Consider the following 14,171-nt stretch of genomic DNA (forward strand, 5'->3'; position numbering starts at 1 on the left):
TCAGGGTCGGGCCCCGGCGCCAGACTGTTAGACGGGCTCATGCGGCCCAGAAGAAGCTCCGGCGTCGGCGGGCAACCCACCCCCATTTTCACGCCTGTGTGGCGTCACCGGAAGGGAGAGGGGGACTATTAGCAGGCCGCGGCGTGCGCCCAGGTCACCGGGCCACGGCCAGGCGGTAGTCCCCGTCGGTGGTGAGGAGGTTCCGGTGCGTGTCCTCCGCGGTGATGACGCCGTCGTCCAGGACGAGGACCCGGTCGGCGGCGTCCAGGAGGGCCGGGCTGCTGGTGATCACGATGGTGGTGCGGCCCCGGCGCAGCTCGGCGATGTTGCGCGCGATGAGCTGTTCGGTGACCGTGTCGACGGCTGTTGTCGGGTCGTGCAGGACGAGGACGTCGGCGTCGGTGGCGAGGGCGCGGGCCAGAGACAGCCGTTGGCGCTGTCCTCCGGAAAGGTTCGCGCCGCGGTCGCGGACGCCGTAGTCGAGTCCTTCGCGGTGGAGTGCGACGACGTCGGTCAGCATGGACGCCTGGACGGCCTCGAGGACCGTCCGGCTGGTACCCGACGGGTCGATGTTCGTGCGGAGGGTGCCCGCGAAGATCTCCCCGTCGTATGGGTTCACCAGCATGTGCTCGCGGACCGCTTCGATCGACAGGTCCGCGATCTCCTGCCCGCTGACCCGCACCACACCCTCATACGCGCCGGGCGGGACGCTGACGGCCAGGACCGATGCCAGGTCGGCCGCCGTGCGCGGCTGGTAGGCGGCGATCGCCACGAACTCGCCGGCGGACACCTTGAACGTCAGCTTGCGCAGGGACCCGTACTGGACGCGGTCGACCTCGAGGTCTCCGCCTGCGGCCGGGCGGTCCCGCCCCGGGGTCGTCACCGGCGGCGCGGCCAGCACCAGGGCCATCCGCTCGGCCGACGCGCGCGCCATCATCACGTACTTCGGCATCTCTGAGAACAGCTTGAGCGGTTCGATGATGAACTGCGCCAGCCCCACGGCCATGACGAGCTCCCCGATCGTGATCTGGCCCTGGAACGCGAGCCACCCCGCCGTCAGGGTCACGGCGGCGGCGAGGATCGCGTTGAGTGCCAGCACGGTGCCCGCGTACGCGCCGTTCACTCTGGCGACGACGATCGCCTGCTGCTTCGCCTCCGTGCTGACCTTCCGGTAGGACAGGAACGCCGCGTGGTTGCCGCCGAAGCCGTGCAGCGGGCGCAGGCCGATGATCAGGTCGGCGACCTTCGCGCCCGCCCGCGCCACCCGCGCCTGCTGTTCGCGGGTGCTGACGCCGATCCGCTTGGACATCACGCTCAGGATCGACAGGATCGCGACGGTTCCGACGATCACCAGCAGTCCGAGCTGGATGCTGGCCATGCCCAGCGCCACCGCCGTGATCAGCACCGCGACCAGCGAGCTGATCAGCAGCGGCACCACCTCGATGATGTCGGCGGTCTGGTCGGCGTCCTCGGTGGCGATGGTCAGCACCTCGCCGGACTTGAGGTCGACGTCCCTGGCCACCGGCTGGAGTCCACAGGCCGCGACCCGCACCCGCCAGCGGTGCGCCTCGGTCGTGTTGGCCTTCTGCAGGATGCGCATCCCGAACCGCCACGACAGCGACACAGTCGTGATGATCACGGCCAGCGCGGCGATCGACAGGGCGAGCGAGCCGAGGCTGCGGTCCCGCATCGTGTGTTCGACGATCAGGCCGAGCGCGATGGGGAAGGCGGTCTCACCCGCCTGGTACATGCCCATGAGGACGGTGCCCCAGGTCATGGCGCCGATGTTGCGACGCAGTGCGGTCCAGAGGATGCCGGACCCCGGGCGGGGCCGCTGCGTGTCAGGTTTCGTCATCGAGGTGGGATTACCTAACTGCCTTCTCGCCAGGCCTGCCACAGCCGCGCATACCGGCCGCCCAGAGCCACCAACTCCTCGTGCGTTCCTCGCTCCACAACGCGCCCCGCGTCCAGCACGGCGATCCGGTCCGCCGCCATCGCCTGGGTCAGCCGGTGCGCCACGAACAACGTGGTCCGGCCCATGCACGCGGCCAACACGGCCCGCTCCAGCTCGGCGGCGCCCTCGCTGCCCGCCTCCGCGGTCGACTCGTCGAGCACCACCACCGGCGACCGGCCCAGCACCAGCCGGGCCAAGGCGATCTGAGCGACCTTGGTGACGTCCAGGCGCTCGCCGCCCTCGCCGACCATGGTGGTCAGCCCATCGGGCAGCGCGTCGACCCACCCGTCGGCGCCGGCCGTGCGCAACGCGTCCATCAGCTCGGCGTCGGTCGCTTCCGGCGCGGCCAGCCGCAGGTCGTCGGCGAGCGGACCGGAGAACACGTGCGCCTCCTGCGTCAGGATGCTCACCAAGGCCCGCGCCCCGGCCTCGTCCAGGTCCGCGAGGTCGGTCGGCCCGATGCGCACCGATCCGGCCTGGGGGGTGCCGATGCCCGCGATCAGCGCGGCCAGGGTGGTCTTGCCCGCGCCCGTCGCGCCCACCAGCGCGAGCGAACCGCCGGCCGGGATCGTCAGGTCGACGTCCCGGAGGACCGGCTCCTCGGAATCGGGGTAGCTGAACGTCAGTCCCTCGATCGTCACCGGGTACGGCGTGACGCCCGCGGACACGGCGGCGGCACTGCCCACCAGCCGGTCCTCCGCCGCCTCGCCCAGCACCCCGACCAGCCGGGTCAGGCTCGCGCCCGACTTCTGCGCCTCGTCGAAGGTGAACATGATGGAGCCCAGCGGGTTGAACAGCCGGTGGAACAGCAGCGGGGCCGCCGACACCTCGCCCAGGGTGGCGGCATCGGCCTCCAGCAGGGTGTACCCCACCACGATGATCAGGACCAGCCCGATGAACTCGGCCCGGTTCTCTCTGCCGACGAACCGGCCGAAGATCCGGAACACCTCGATGCCGAGATCGCGCACCCGCCACGACTCACCGGTGACCTTCTCGCGGAAGGCGTCTTCAAGGCGGTACGCCCGGACCGTGTCGATCCCGTTCAGACCGCTGATCAACGCTTGCGCACGGTCGGCCTGGGCCGCCCGCTGCTTCCGGTAGAGCGGGGCGGACCGGGGGAGATACCAGCGCAGAGCCAGCGCGTACGCGGGCAGCGCGCCGGCGCCCGCCAGGCCGAGTCGCCAGTCCAGTCCGAACATGCCGGCCGTGGCGATGACGACCAGCACTCCCGCCGAGAACACCGTGGGGACGGCCGTGCGGATGCCCTTGGACAGCACGGCCACGTCGTCGCCGACCCTGGACAGCACGTCCCCCCGGCCGACCTGCTCGATCCGCGCACTCGGCATTCCCAGCACCGCCCGGACGGCGCCCTCGCGCAGCTGCGCGAGCAGACCCGCGCCCAGCCGTCCGATCAGGTACGTCGACGCCCCTCTGGCCGCCGCGCCGAGCAGCGCGGCGGCCACCATCAGCGCGCCGACCGTGACCAGGATCGATTGCGGTTCGCCTGCGATCACCCCGTCGACCACCCGGCCGAGCAGGAGCACCGGCAGCACCTCGAGCGCCGCCCCGGCCACCGTGGTGAGCATGGTGGCGACCGTCAGCCATGGCACTTCGCGGCAGTGCGCCGCGATCCAGCGGGTGGCCTCGCGTCCGGTCGCCGTGCGCAGGGTGGCCGGGGCGACGCGGGTGTCGGGGGTGCTCATGCCCCGACCAACACCGCGCGGTCCGGCCCCCACAGGGCCGCGAGCGCCGGCCAGTGCACGCATCTCCGTGGATCCATGAACATCGAAGAGAGCGCCCTCAGGAAGGCACCACCATCGGTGTGCCGGCGACCGGATCGGGCACCACGACGCAGGCGAGGCCGAAGACCTTCTCGACCAGCTCGGCGGTGACCACCTCGGTTGGGGCGCCTTCGGCGACGATGGCGCCTTCTGCCATCGCGATGACGTGGTCGGAGAAGCGGCAGGCGAGGTTGAGGTCGTGCAGCACGACCACGATGGTCTTGCCGGACTCCGTGTTCAGCTTGCGCAGCAGCCGCAGGAGCTCCACCTGGTGGTTGATGTCCAGGTAGGTCGTGGGCTCGTCGAGCAGCAGCAGGTCGGTGTCCTGGGCGAGTGCCATCGCCACCCAGACGCGCTGCCGCTGGCCGCCGGAGAGCTGCCGGAGCGGGCGGTTGACCAGGTCGGCGGTGCCGGTGGCGTCCAGGGCGCGGGCGACCGCGTCGTCGTCGCGATCGGTCCACCGGCGGAACCAGCCCTGGTGCGGGTAGCGGCCGCGGGCGACCAGGTCGGCGACGGTGATGCCGTCGGGCGCGAGGGGGGTCTGCGGCAGCAGCCCGAGCACCTTGGCCACCTCGTGGGTGCTCAGCTCGGTCAACGCCTTGCCATCGAGGTACACGGCGCCGTGGCGGGGCTTGAGCAACCGGGCGAGGCCGCGCAGCAGCGTGGACTTGCCGCACGCGTTGGCGCCCACGATCATGGTGATCTTGCCGTCCAGGACCTGGACGTCGAGGTTGGTCACGATCGCCTGGTCGTCGTAGCCGAGGGTCAGGCCCTCGGCGTGTAGCCGGGTCATCCGCCCGCTCCTTGCCGGTTCGTGGTGGCCAGCAGCCACAGCAGGTAGGGTGCGCCGACCGCGCCGGTCACCACGCCGGTGGGCAGCGCCGTCGGCAGCAGGTGGACGGCGATGAGGTCGGCGGTGAGCAGCAGCGCGGCGCCGACCAGCGCGGTTGGGATGATCCCGCCGGTGGCGGGGCCGAGCAGCCGGTTGGCGATCGGTCCGGCGACGAGTGCGACGAAGATGATGGGGCCGGCCACGGCGACGGCGAGGGCCGTCAGCACCACTGCCGTGGCGAGGAGGCCTGCGCGGCTGAGCTCGGTACGGGTGCCCAGTGCCCGAGCGGTGTCGTCGCCGAGTTCGAGCGCCCGCAGCTGCCGCTGCAGGAGGATCGCGGTGGGCAGGAGGAGCACCAGGGCGCCGAGGAGGAGCCGGAGCTCGCTGGCGTCGGCCTGCCCGACGGAGCCGGTCAGCCAATGCATCGCCTGCCGGGCGTCGGACAGCTGGGCTCGGGACAGCATGTAGCCGATGAGGCCGTCGAAGAAGAGTGCGACGCCGATGCCGATGAGGATGAACCGGTAGCCGGCGACTCCGTCGCGCCAGGCGAGCACGTACATCAGCAGGGCGGCGACGACGGCCCCGCCGAGGGCGAGCCCGCTGACGGCCAGTCCGCTGATCTGCAACAACACGATCCCGCTGATGGCGGCGAAGCCGGCGCCGGAGGTGATGCCGACGAAGTCGGGGGAGGCGAGGGGGTTGCGCAGCAGCTGCTGGAAGATCGTCCCGGCGGCACCGAGGGCGAGACCGACCGCCAGCGCGGACGCCGCGGTAGGCAGCCGCAACCCCTGGACGACGAAGTCGACGCTGGGGTCGTCGCGCAAGTGGAGCACCGAGGCGATGACCTCGCCCGCGCTGAGCTGGAAGCTGCCCACCATCATGGTCAGCACGAACAGCGCGCAGACGGCTACGGCCAGCGAGCACGTCACCACAAGGGAACGGGTGGTCCGGCGACGCCGGGTGATTCGCAACGCGCCGGCGGTCGCGGCCGGTGGCGCAACAGGTGTGGTCGCTGTCATGGTCACACCTCCGACAGCCGGGCGTAGCGGACGATACCAACGAACGCCGGTGCCCCGAGCACCCCGAGGACCACACCGACCTGCAGCTCGTCGGGAGCGATCGCCACCCGGCCGAGCACGTCGGCCAGCAGCAGCACGATGGGGGCGAGCAGCATGGAGTACGGCAGGATCCACCGGTAGTCCGGGCCGCAGACGAACCGCGCGACGTGCGGTACGACCAGCCCGACGAAGACGATCGGTCCGCAGGCGGCCGTGGCGGCGCCGGCGAGCACTGCGACGACGGCGAACGCTGCCGCTCGGGTGCGGGTGACCTGCTGGCCGAGGCCGCGGGCCATATCCTCGCCGAGCGCGAGCCCGTTGAGCGCCCGCCCGAAACCCAGCGAGGCGATCAGGGCGATGATGAGGAACGGCGCGACCCCGGTCAGGATCGGGGCGTACCGTCCGGCCAGCGACCCCACCTGCCAGAACCGCAGCTCGTTCAGCGCGTCCACGTTGGTCATCACGATGCCGGTGGTCACCGAAGCCAGTCCTGCGGTGACGGCCACGCCGGACAGGGCCAGCTTGACGGGCGTGGCGCCCTCCCGGCCGAGCGAGGCGATCGCGTACACCAGCACGAGGGCCGCGATCGCCCCGGCGAAGGCGAACCAGACGTAGACGCCTGCACCGCGCACGCCGAGCACCGTGATGGCGAAGACCACGAAGGCGGCCGCGCCGGAGTTGATGCCCATGACCCCCGCATCGGCCAGCGGATTGCGGGTGACGCCCTGCAGGATGGCGCCGGCCACGCCGAGGGCGGCGCCCACCAGGATGCCGAGCAGCGTGCGGGGCACGCGCAGTTCCAGCGTCACCGTGCTGTTGATCGACCCGTCGGTGTCCAGGCTGCCCAAGGCGCTCAGCACCTCCGGCAGGCCGATCGAGCGCGAGCCCAAGGTGACGCTGAGAAAGGCGACCAGGGCCAGTAACACGCACAGCACGGCGAGCCCCGGCCCGAGGACCGAGACTCTGCGTGCGAGATGTGCCGAGCTCTTCATCAGTGGTGATCAGCTGCCGATGTTCGGGTCCGCGGACTTCACTGCCGCCGTCAGCTTGTCCAGCTCGGTGGCGAAGTGGCTGTACGTGTGCAGCCAGTACGCCGGCCACGACACGACCGCCCCCGCCTTGGCTGCCTTGATCTTGAACCACGTGGGCTGCTTCTTACCCCAATCGGCATTGGAGGTGGGCTTGAAGCTCCGGCCGTCGAACAGGATCAGGTCGGGCTGGTACTTGTCGGCGTTCTCCCAGCTCAGGTTCTCCCAGTACGGGAAGCCGGGGTCCGGGCTGTCCGGGTTGATCACCTTCATGCCCCAGCTCTGGAAGTCCAGCAGTTCGGGCGCGTACTTGGGGTTGGCGAAGTACAACTTGTCGTCGGCGGGCGACATCGCGGCCACGGTGAGGTCCGGCTTGGCCGCGACCGCCTCCTTGAACGTGGCGACCGCCGCCTCGAAGCGCTTCTTGTTCGCGGCGATGTCCGGGGAGTCGACGTCGGCGCCCAGGCTCTTGGCGAGGTCCTCGTACCCCTTGGCCAGGTCGACGATCGACTTGCCCTGGGAGACACCCACCACCGGGGCCAGCTCGGCGAGCTTCTTGCTCTTCTCGTCGACGCCTTCCTCCAGGCCGCTGTGCGCCTTCTCCGCCGGCCACCAGTCGCCGACGATCAGATCCGGCCGCAGGGCAGCGGCCTTCTCCACGTCGATCTTGCCCCACTCCTGGCCCAGGATCTCGATGCCGGTCAGGTCGAGATCTTTCAGGTTCGCGTCGGTCTTGACCGACTCGTCGGCGTAGATGCCGACCGGCTTGATGCCGAAGGACATCAACGCGGCAGCCTCGCCCGCGTGCGCGATGATCCGTGACGGGGTCTTGTCCGCTTTGACGACCTTGCCGGACCCGTCGGTGAACGACCAGGGGCCGGCGGGTGCGGCGGAGGGTGCGCCGGAGGCTGCAGTGGTAGTGCGGGCGGTTTCCGCGGAGCCGCAACCGGCGAGCACAACGCTCAAGGCGGTGACTACCAGGACCGGACGCCATGCGCGCATGGTGGAGCTTCCATTCTCGTATTGGGTGAGCCACCGAAAAACTTCAACAGTTAGGAAAGGCTAACCATAGTTATGGCTTTTGGCTAGCTGACTGTGATCGGTCTCACCGGCCACGAGGGCCGAGTTCCTCGGGGGAGAGGGCCTGCAGAGTCATCCACCCGCCGCTACAAGCCTGCCCTCCGACAAAAAGGCCGGACTAGGCGCGCCCGCCGGCCGGGCCGGTCGCCGGGCCGGTCGCCGGCGTGGCCGGCGGCAGGCCGAGCCGGGCCACCACCACCGCCACGAGCTCGTCCGGTGACAGCGCCACCTCCAGCACTATCCCGGACTCGTCCGGGTCGAGGTGCTCCAGGATCGCCCGCTGCGAGTCGAGCAGGCCGGCCGACATGTAGTGGTCGGTGCGGCGGGTCATCCGGTCCCGGATCAGCTCCGCAGACCCGTCGAGGTGGACGAACTCCACGTCCGGCGGGCCCTGTCGTAGCACGTCCCGGTAGGAGCGCTTGAGTGCCGAGCAGGCCAGCACCGTGGAGACGCCCTCGGCGTGCCGGGCGGCCATCCAGGCGGCCAGATCACGCAGCCACGGCCAGCGGTCCGCGTCGTTCAGCGGGATGCCGGCGCGCATCCGCGCCACGTTCGCCTCTGGGTGGAACTCGTCCGCCTCGGCGAACCGCAGCCCGGTCAGCTCGCTGATCCTGCGGGCCACGGTCGTCTTGCCCGCGCCCGACACGCCCATGACCACGATGTGGCGGGTGGGCGGGCGCTCACCAGTCATGGACGGTGCCGTCCTTGAGCCGGTTGAACGGCAGGTACGCCGGTTGGTACGGGAACCGCGCCGCGGCCTCCTCGTCGAGCTCCACGCCGAGCCCTGGCAGCTCACCGGGGTGCAGGTAGCCGTCGGTGAAGCTGAACGACTGCCGGAACACTTCGTTGGTCGCCGCGCCGTGCTGCATGTACTCCTGGATCCCGAAGTTGTGGATCGCCAGGTCCAGGTGCAGGGCGGCGGCCATGCCGACCGGCGAGATATCGGTCGGGCCGTGGATGCCGGACTTGATCTGGTATTGGGCGGCGTAGTCGAGCAGCTTCCGCATGGCCGTGATCCCCCCGGTGTGGGTGACGGCGGACCGGACGTAGTCGATGAGCTGTTCGCGGATCAGGGTCTGGTAGTCCCACACGGTGTTGAAGACCTCACCGATGGCCAGCGGGGTGGTGGTGTGCCGGCGGACCAGGCGCAGCGCCTCCTGGTTTTCCGCCGGGGTGCAGTCCTCCAGCCAGAACAGGTCGTACGGCTCGAGGGCCTTGCCGAGCTTGGCCGCCTGGATGGGGGTCATCCGATGGTGCCCGTCGTGCAGCAGCGGCAGCTCGGGGCCGAACTCGTTGCGCACCGCCTCGAAGACCCCGGGCAGGTGGCGCAGGTAGGCGCGGGTGTCCCAGTCCTCTTCCGCGGGCAGCGCGGTGCGCTGGGCCGGCTCGTAGTCGTACCGCTTGCCGTCGACGCTGGGCTGGGCGGCCACGCCGTACACGGCATTGATGCCTGGTACGGAGGTCTGCACCCGGATCGACCGGTAGCCCATCTCCAGATGCCGGCGGATCGAGTCGAACAGCTCCTGCAGGTCCCGGCCCGAGGCGTGCCCGTACGCCATGATCCCGTTCCGGGACGCTCCGCCGAGCAGCTGGTAGAGCGGCATCCCGGCGGCCTTGGCCTTGATGTCCCACAGCGCCATGTCCACGGCCGCGATGGCGGCCATGGTGACGGGCCCGCGCCGCCAGTACGCCGAGCGGTAGAGGAACTGCCAGGTGTCCTCGATGCGATGCGGGTCCCGCCCGATCAGCAGGGGGACGACGTGGTCGGCCAGGTATGACGCGACTGCCAGCTCACGCCCGTTGAGGGTGCCGTCCCCCAGCCCGGTGATCCCCTCATCCGTCGTGATCTTGAGAGTGACGAAGTTGCGGTCAGGGCTGGTGACGATGACGTCCGTCGCGATGATCTTCACGCAGTGCCTTTCTCACAGGAGGTGCTGGCGAAATTGTCTCCGGGCTGCAGGCTCTCCAGAAGGGACAGTTCGTCGCGGCGGCCCCGCTGGGCGTCCAGGTCACCACCGGATCCCGCCGGCCGGCGGGTGTCGGTGCCGCGGATGACCGCCAGGAGCCGGGTGGCGGCGAGGTCGAGGGCCATGGTCACCATTCCGCGTAGGAACCGTCCCGGTGTCGCCAGATGGGGCTGCGCCAGGCATGTCCTCTTCTATCGGCGGAGCGGACCGCCTGATCGTCGACCTCAATACCCAGGCCGGGTGCGGTAAGCCGCTCGACGTGTCCGTCCACGAAAGTCAACGGGGTCTTGTCGAGGCAGTAGTCGAGCACCTCGGCGCCAAGGTTGTAGTGGATGCCGATGCTCTGTTCCTGGATCAGGTAATTCGGCGTGGCGAAGCCGACCTGCAGGCAGGCCGCGAGGGCGATCGGGCCGAGCGGGCAGTGCGGGGCGAGCTGCACGTCGTACACCTCGGCGAGCGTGGCGATCTTGCGTACCTCGGTGATGCCGCCGGCGTGCGAGAGGTCCGGCTGGGCGACCGCGATGCCGGCCTGGAAGACGGGCAGGAACTCCTGCCGGCTGTAGAGCCGCTCACCGGTCGACACGGGGATGGTCGTCGAGCGGACGAACTCGCCGATGAGGTGCGAGTTCTCCGGGACGACCGGCTCCTCCAGGAACATCGGCCGATACGGCTCAAGCAGCGGCGCCACCCGGCGAGCGTTGGCCAGGGTGAACCGCCCGTGGAAGTCGACGGCGACGTCGCGGTCGTCGCCGAGCACCTCGCGGGCGGCAGCCACCCGGGCGACCACACCGTTCAGCTCGGCGACCGAGGCGACCGGGCTCATCTTGCCGGAGGCGTTCATCTTCACCGCGGTGAGCCCGGCCTCGACCTGGGCGGCGACGTGGTCGCGGACCTCGCCGGGCTCGTCGCCGCCGACCCAGCCGTACACCCGGATCCGGTCCCGGACCGGACCGCCGAGCAGCTGATGCACCGGGGCGCCGAAGTGCTTGCCGGCGATGTCCCAGAGAGCCTGGTCGAGGCCCGCCACGGCACTCGCCAGGATCGGACCGCCCCGGTAGAACGAGCCCTTGGTCAGCACCTGCCAGTGGTCCTCGATGCGCAGCGCGGCCCGGCCGATCAGTAGCTCCGCGAGCTGGTCGACGGCGGCGCGGACGGTCTCGGAGCGCCCCTCGCAGGTGGCCTCGCCCCAGCCGACGATCCCGGAGTCGGTCTCCACCCGGACGAAGAGCCAGCGGGGGGCGACAAGGAAGGTCTCGATGCGCGCGATGGTCGTCATGCCGTCAGCCCTTTGTCGCGCCGGCGGTGAGGCCGGAGACCACGTACTTCTGCACGAACAGGGCGATCACCATGATGGGTACGGTGACTACCGTGGCCGCGGCCATCAGGCCGCCCCAGTCGATGCTGGCGTAGCCGACGAAGTCGAAGATCGCCACTGGCAGGGTCTTGGTGTCGGCGTCGGAGAGCACGAGCGCGAACATGAAGTTGTTCCAGGAGAAGATGAAGGACAGGATCCCAGCGGTGGCGATGCCCGGCACGGACAGCGGCAGGATGATGCGGCGGAACGCACCGATATGGGTCAGCCCGTCGACCAGCCCCGCCTCCTCCAACTCCGCGGGCAGGCTGTCGAAGTAGCCCATCATGATGTAGACCACCAGCGGCAGCGAGACGAACATGTGGCTGATGATCAGCACCCCGAAGCCCCCGACCATCTTCAGGTTGGAGAAGACGTAGTACCAGGGCACCAGCAGCGAGACGCCGGGGATGACCCGCGCCATCAGCACCACCAGCGCGGACTTCTTCATGTTGAACCGGCTCATCGAGTACGCCGCCGGCCCGCCGAGGATGAGCGACGCCACGGTGGCGGCGAACGCCACCCAGAGGCTGTTGCCGATGAACTGGACGTAGTTCGCCTGCTGGAGGACCTTGGCGTAGTTGTCCAGGGTGGGGGAGAAGACCAGCGCCTTGCCCGTGTCGTAGATGTCGACGTTGGTCTTGAGCGACGCGGCGATCATCCAGAGCAGCGGCGCGAGCAGCGAGAGCACCACGAGGGTGAGCGCCACCACGCGGAACGCCTGGTACGCGGGACGGGGCTTCATCGCTGCGCCTCCTTGCGCCGTGCGGTCAGGGCCCACATCGACCCGATGATGATCAGGAAGAAGAGGATGAGGACGGTGGAGGAGATGCCGTACTCGTTGTAGTCGAAGCTCAGGCCGTAGGCGTACACGTTGAGCGTCTCCACCTCGTGGAACGAACCGCCGCCGCGGCCCTTGGTGGCGTAGAGGATGTCGAAGGTCTTCAGCGCGTCGATGCCGCGCAGCAGGATCGCCACGGTGAGCGTGGGCATCAGCAGCGGCAGGGTGACGTGCCGGAACCGCTGCCAGGTGCTGGCGCCGTCGATCCGTGCCGCCTCCTGCGGCTCGTCCGACAGTGAGGTGAGCCCGGCGAGCAGGATCAGCACCACCATCGGCGTCCACTGCCACACGTCGATGAAGATCGTGGTGGGCAGGGCCGAATTCTGGCCGGCGAGCCACGGCTGCGGCCCGATGCCGACCCAGCCGAGGACCTGGTTGGCCAGGCCGATGTTCGGGTCGAAGATGAGCCGCCACATCATGCCGACCGCGACCGGGGTGGCGACGAGCGGCATCAGGATGGCGACCCGGACCCACTTCTGCCCTTTGAACGGCCGCCAGAGCAGCAGTGCGATCGCCATCCCGAGGACCACCTCGAACAGCAGCGCCACGACGGTGAACGTGGCGGTCCGCCCGACCGCGGGCCAGAACCGTTCGGTGTCCGACAGGACGTCGAGGTAGTTCTGGAGGCCCACGAACTCGCTCTCCGCGCGGACGGATCCCTCGGCGTCGGTCAGGCTGAGGTAGCCGGTCCAGGCCAGGGGGAACACGAGCAGCGCGGCCACGAAGATCATCGCGGGTGCGGCGAAGAGCCATTTGCGGTGGTCGTTGGCCCAGCGCACCCAGCCGGGCGTATCGGGTTCGGTGGGGGCGCTGCGCGGCGCCTTGGTGGTGGTGATCGTTGCCATGAGATCTCCAGGGATGTGCGGGGTACGCGGGTGGCGGGCGCTCGGCCCGGCCACCCGCGTGTGCCGCCTACTTGGCCTCGTCGTCCAGGAACTTCTGGAACGCGGTGTTGGCCGTGTCAGCGGCCGCCGCGACGTCGTTGCCGGTGATCGCGTCAACGATCGGCTGGCCGACGATCTCGCGGGCCTCGGCAACCTTCACGACCAGCGGCCGGTCATGGCCCACCCCGGCCTTGGTGCTGGCCGCGATGGCCTCCACCAGGTCCTTCGGGAAGGTCGACGTGCCCTCCGGGTTGGCCCAGACGGAGCTACGGGCGCCGGGGACGCCGGACTTCTGCTGGGTGAGCGTCTGTGCCTTGCTGGTGGCCCACTCGATGAACTTCCAGGCGTTGCCCTGGTTCTCCGAGCTGGAGTTGATGCCCAGTGCCCACGACGGGATGTTGTACGGCTTCGAACCGGACGGGCCGGCCGGGAACGGCGCGAAGCCGACCTGGTCCGAGATCTTGGATTTGGCCGGGTCGGTGGCGTTCTTGTAGAGCGAGTTGGCCTCCGTGTAGAAGGCGGCCTTGCCCTGGGTGAAGATGGCCATCGCCTCGGGCCAGCCCATGTCGGTGCTGACGTTCGCCGGGCCGGAGTCCTTGATCAGCGCGCCGTAGTAGGCGTACGCCTGCTTGGCCGCGTCGCTGTTGACCGCAGCCTTGCCGCCGCCGTCGACGAAGTCGCCGCCGAAGCTGTAGAGGAAGCTGGAGAACTGGGTGACCGCCGGTGATTTGCCGGTACGGGCGACGAAGCCGGCGATGTCCGGCTCCGCCGCCTTGATCTTGGCGGCGGCGGCCTTGAGCTCGTCGAGGGTCTTCGGCGGGGCGCTCAGGCCGGCCTTGGCGAGCAGGTCCTTGCGGTAGTAGAGGACCTCCTGCTCGGTGATGATCGGGACACCGACCGGCTTGCCCTCGTGTGTGGTGGCCTCCACCGGGCCGGCCTGGAAGTCGCTGAAGTCCCAGTCCTTGTTGGCCTTCACCTGGTCCGACAGGTCGGCCAGGTACTTGTTCTTGGCGAAGAGCCTCCCCTCCTGCAGAGGGCGGTACATCATCACGTCGATGTCGGACGAGCCGGCGTTCAGCTTGACGTTGTACTGGTCGGAGAGCTGGTCCTCGCCGAGCTGGGTGATCTCGGCCTTGAGCCCGGTCTGCTTCTCGAACTCGGGCAGGGCCTGCTTGATGTTCTCGGTCCACACGTGGTTGGCCAGGGTGACCCGCACCGTGTTGGACGCGCCGCCGTCGCTGCCACCCCCACAGGCGGACAGGCCCATGGCGACCACCACGGCCAGAGACATACCGAATATCGATCGACGTCGCACGTCATCTCTCCTTTCTGTCATGGCCGCCGCCCCCCGGAAGAGCGCCACGCTCTCGTAACATCTGCTTAATGCCGGGATGC

General features: G+C 69.7%; 13 protein-coding genes. All 13 read right to left on the reverse strand.

What is annotated here, in order from left to right; genetic code table 11:
- Positions 1-154: 154 nt before the first annotated feature.
- Positions 155-1,855, reverse strand: coding sequence for an ABC transporter ATP-binding protein (locus tag ACTWPT_RS55880; RefSeq protein WP_443185706.1), 1,701 nt, complete (start codon positions 1,853-1,855; stop codon positions 155-157).
- A 14-nt stretch (positions 1,856-1,869) separates the two neighbouring features.
- On the reverse strand, positions 1,870-3,657 hold the full coding sequence (locus ACTWPT_RS55885) for an ABC transporter ATP-binding protein (protein WP_443185707.1): 1,788 nt from the start codon (positions 3,655-3,657) through the stop codon (positions 1,870-1,872).
- 97 nt (positions 3,658-3,754) lie between these two features.
- Entirely contained in the window at positions 3,755-4,528 is a 774-nt protein-coding gene (locus tag ACTWPT_RS55890; RefSeq protein WP_443185708.1) for an ABC transporter ATP-binding protein, read from the reverse strand.
- A complete protein-coding gene (locus tag ACTWPT_RS55895; protein ID WP_443185709.1) occupies positions 4,525-5,586 on the reverse strand; it encodes a FecCD family ABC transporter permease in 1,062 nt (353 codons plus the stop codon). The genes ACTWPT_RS55890 and ACTWPT_RS55895 overlap by 4 nt, the downstream gene beginning before the upstream one ends.
- Before the next feature lie 2 nt (positions 5,587-5,588).
- Positions 5,589-6,617: a FecCD family ABC transporter permease gene (locus ACTWPT_RS55900; RefSeq protein WP_443185710.1), complete on the reverse strand. Its 1,029-nt coding sequence runs from the start codon at positions 6,615-6,617 to the stop codon at positions 5,589-5,591.
- A 9-nt stretch (positions 6,618-6,626) separates the two neighbouring features.
- A complete protein-coding gene (locus ACTWPT_RS55905) occupies positions 6,627-7,655 on the reverse strand; it encodes an ABC transporter substrate-binding protein (protein WP_443185711.1) in 1,029 nt (342 codons plus the stop codon).
- Between the two features lie 196 nt (positions 7,656-7,851).
- On the reverse strand, positions 7,852-8,424 hold the full coding sequence (locus ACTWPT_RS55910; protein WP_443185712.1) for a gluconokinase: 573 nt from the start codon (positions 8,422-8,424) through the stop codon (positions 7,852-7,854).
- Positions 8,414-9,643, reverse strand: a complete 1,230-nt coding sequence (gene manD / locus ACTWPT_RS55915) for a D-mannonate dehydratase ManD (protein ID WP_443185713.1) — start codon at positions 9,641-9,643, stop codon at positions 8,414-8,416. The genes ACTWPT_RS55910 and manD overlap by 11 nt, the downstream gene beginning before the upstream one ends.
- On the reverse strand, positions 9,640-9,825 hold the full coding sequence (locus ACTWPT_RS55920) for a hypothetical protein (RefSeq protein WP_443185714.1): 186 nt from the start codon (positions 9,823-9,825) through the stop codon (positions 9,640-9,642). Before ACTWPT_RS55920 ends, manD begins: the two co-directional genes overlap by 4 nt.
- A gap of 2 nt (positions 9,826-9,827) precedes the next feature.
- A complete protein-coding gene (dgoD, locus tag ACTWPT_RS55925; protein ID WP_443185715.1) occupies positions 9,828-10,976 on the reverse strand; it encodes a galactonate dehydratase in 1,149 nt (382 codons plus the stop codon).
- Positions 10,977-10,980: 4 nt separating this feature from the next.
- Positions 10,981-11,796 (reverse strand): carbohydrate ABC transporter permease, encoded by an 816-nt coding sequence (locus ACTWPT_RS55930; RefSeq protein WP_443185716.1) that lies wholly within the window; start codon positions 11,794-11,796, stop codon positions 10,981-10,983.
- Positions 11,793-12,737 carry a carbohydrate ABC transporter permease gene (locus ACTWPT_RS55935; RefSeq protein ID WP_443185717.1) on the reverse strand — a complete coding sequence of 315 codons (945 nt, stop codon included), beginning with the start codon at positions 12,735-12,737 and terminating at the stop codon, positions 11,793-11,795. The genes ACTWPT_RS55930 and ACTWPT_RS55935 overlap by 4 nt, the downstream gene beginning before the upstream one ends.
- A 67-nt stretch (positions 12,738-12,804) precedes the next feature.
- A complete protein-coding gene (locus ACTWPT_RS55940) occupies positions 12,805-14,091 on the reverse strand; it encodes an ABC transporter substrate-binding protein (RefSeq protein ID WP_443185718.1) in 1,287 nt (428 codons plus the stop codon).
- Between the last annotated feature and the right edge of the window lie 80 nt (positions 14,092-14,171).

It is taken from the genome of Nonomuraea sp. 3N208, assembly GCF_052245935.1.
Classification (GTDB): Bacteria; Actinomycetota; Actinomycetes; order Streptosporangiales; family Streptosporangiaceae; genus Nonomuraea.

Bases quoted from the DNA above. Each gene is read 5' to 3' on its own strand.
- ACTWPT_RS55930 (WP_443185716.1), bottom strand. From the start codon at position 11,796: ATGAAGCCCCGTCCCGCGTACCAGGCGTTCCGCGTGGTGGCGCTCACC.
- ACTWPT_RS55895 (WP_443185709.1), bottom strand. From the start codon at position 5,586: ATGACAGCGACCACACCTGTTGCGCCACCGGCCGCGACCGCCGGCGCG.
- ACTWPT_RS55890 (WP_443185708.1), bottom strand. From the start codon at position 4,528: ATGACCCGGCTACACGCCGAGGGCCTGACCCTCGGCTACGACGACCAG.
- ACTWPT_RS55920 (WP_443185714.1), bottom strand. From the start codon at position 9,825: ATGGCCCTCGACCTCGCCGCCACCCGGCTCCTGGCGGTCATCCGCGGC.
- ACTWPT_RS55880 (WP_443185706.1), bottom strand. From the start codon at position 1,855: ATGACGAAACCTGACACGCAGCGGCCCCGCCCGGGGTCCGGCATCCTC.
- ACTWPT_RS55905 (WP_443185711.1), bottom strand. From the start codon at position 7,655: ATGCGCGCATGGCGTCCGGTCCTGGTAGTCACCGCCTTGAGCGTTGTG.
- dgoD (WP_443185715.1), bottom strand. From the start codon at position 10,976: ATGACGACCATCGCGCGCATCGAGACCTTCCTTGTCGCCCCCCGCTGG.
- ACTWPT_RS55885 (WP_443185707.1), bottom strand. From the start codon at position 3,657: ATGAGCACCCCCGACACCCGCGTCGCCCCGGCCACCCTGCGCACGGCG.
- ACTWPT_RS55900 (WP_443185710.1), bottom strand. From the start codon at position 6,617: ATGAAGAGCTCGGCACATCTCGCACGCAGAGTCTCGGTCCTCGGGCCG.
- ACTWPT_RS55910 (WP_443185712.1), bottom strand. From the start codon at position 8,424: ATGACTGGTGAGCGCCCGCCCACCCGCCACATCGTGGTCATGGGCGTG.
- ACTWPT_RS55935 (WP_443185717.1), bottom strand. From the start codon at position 12,737: ATGGCAACGATCACCACCACCAAGGCGCCGCGCAGCGCCCCCACCGAA.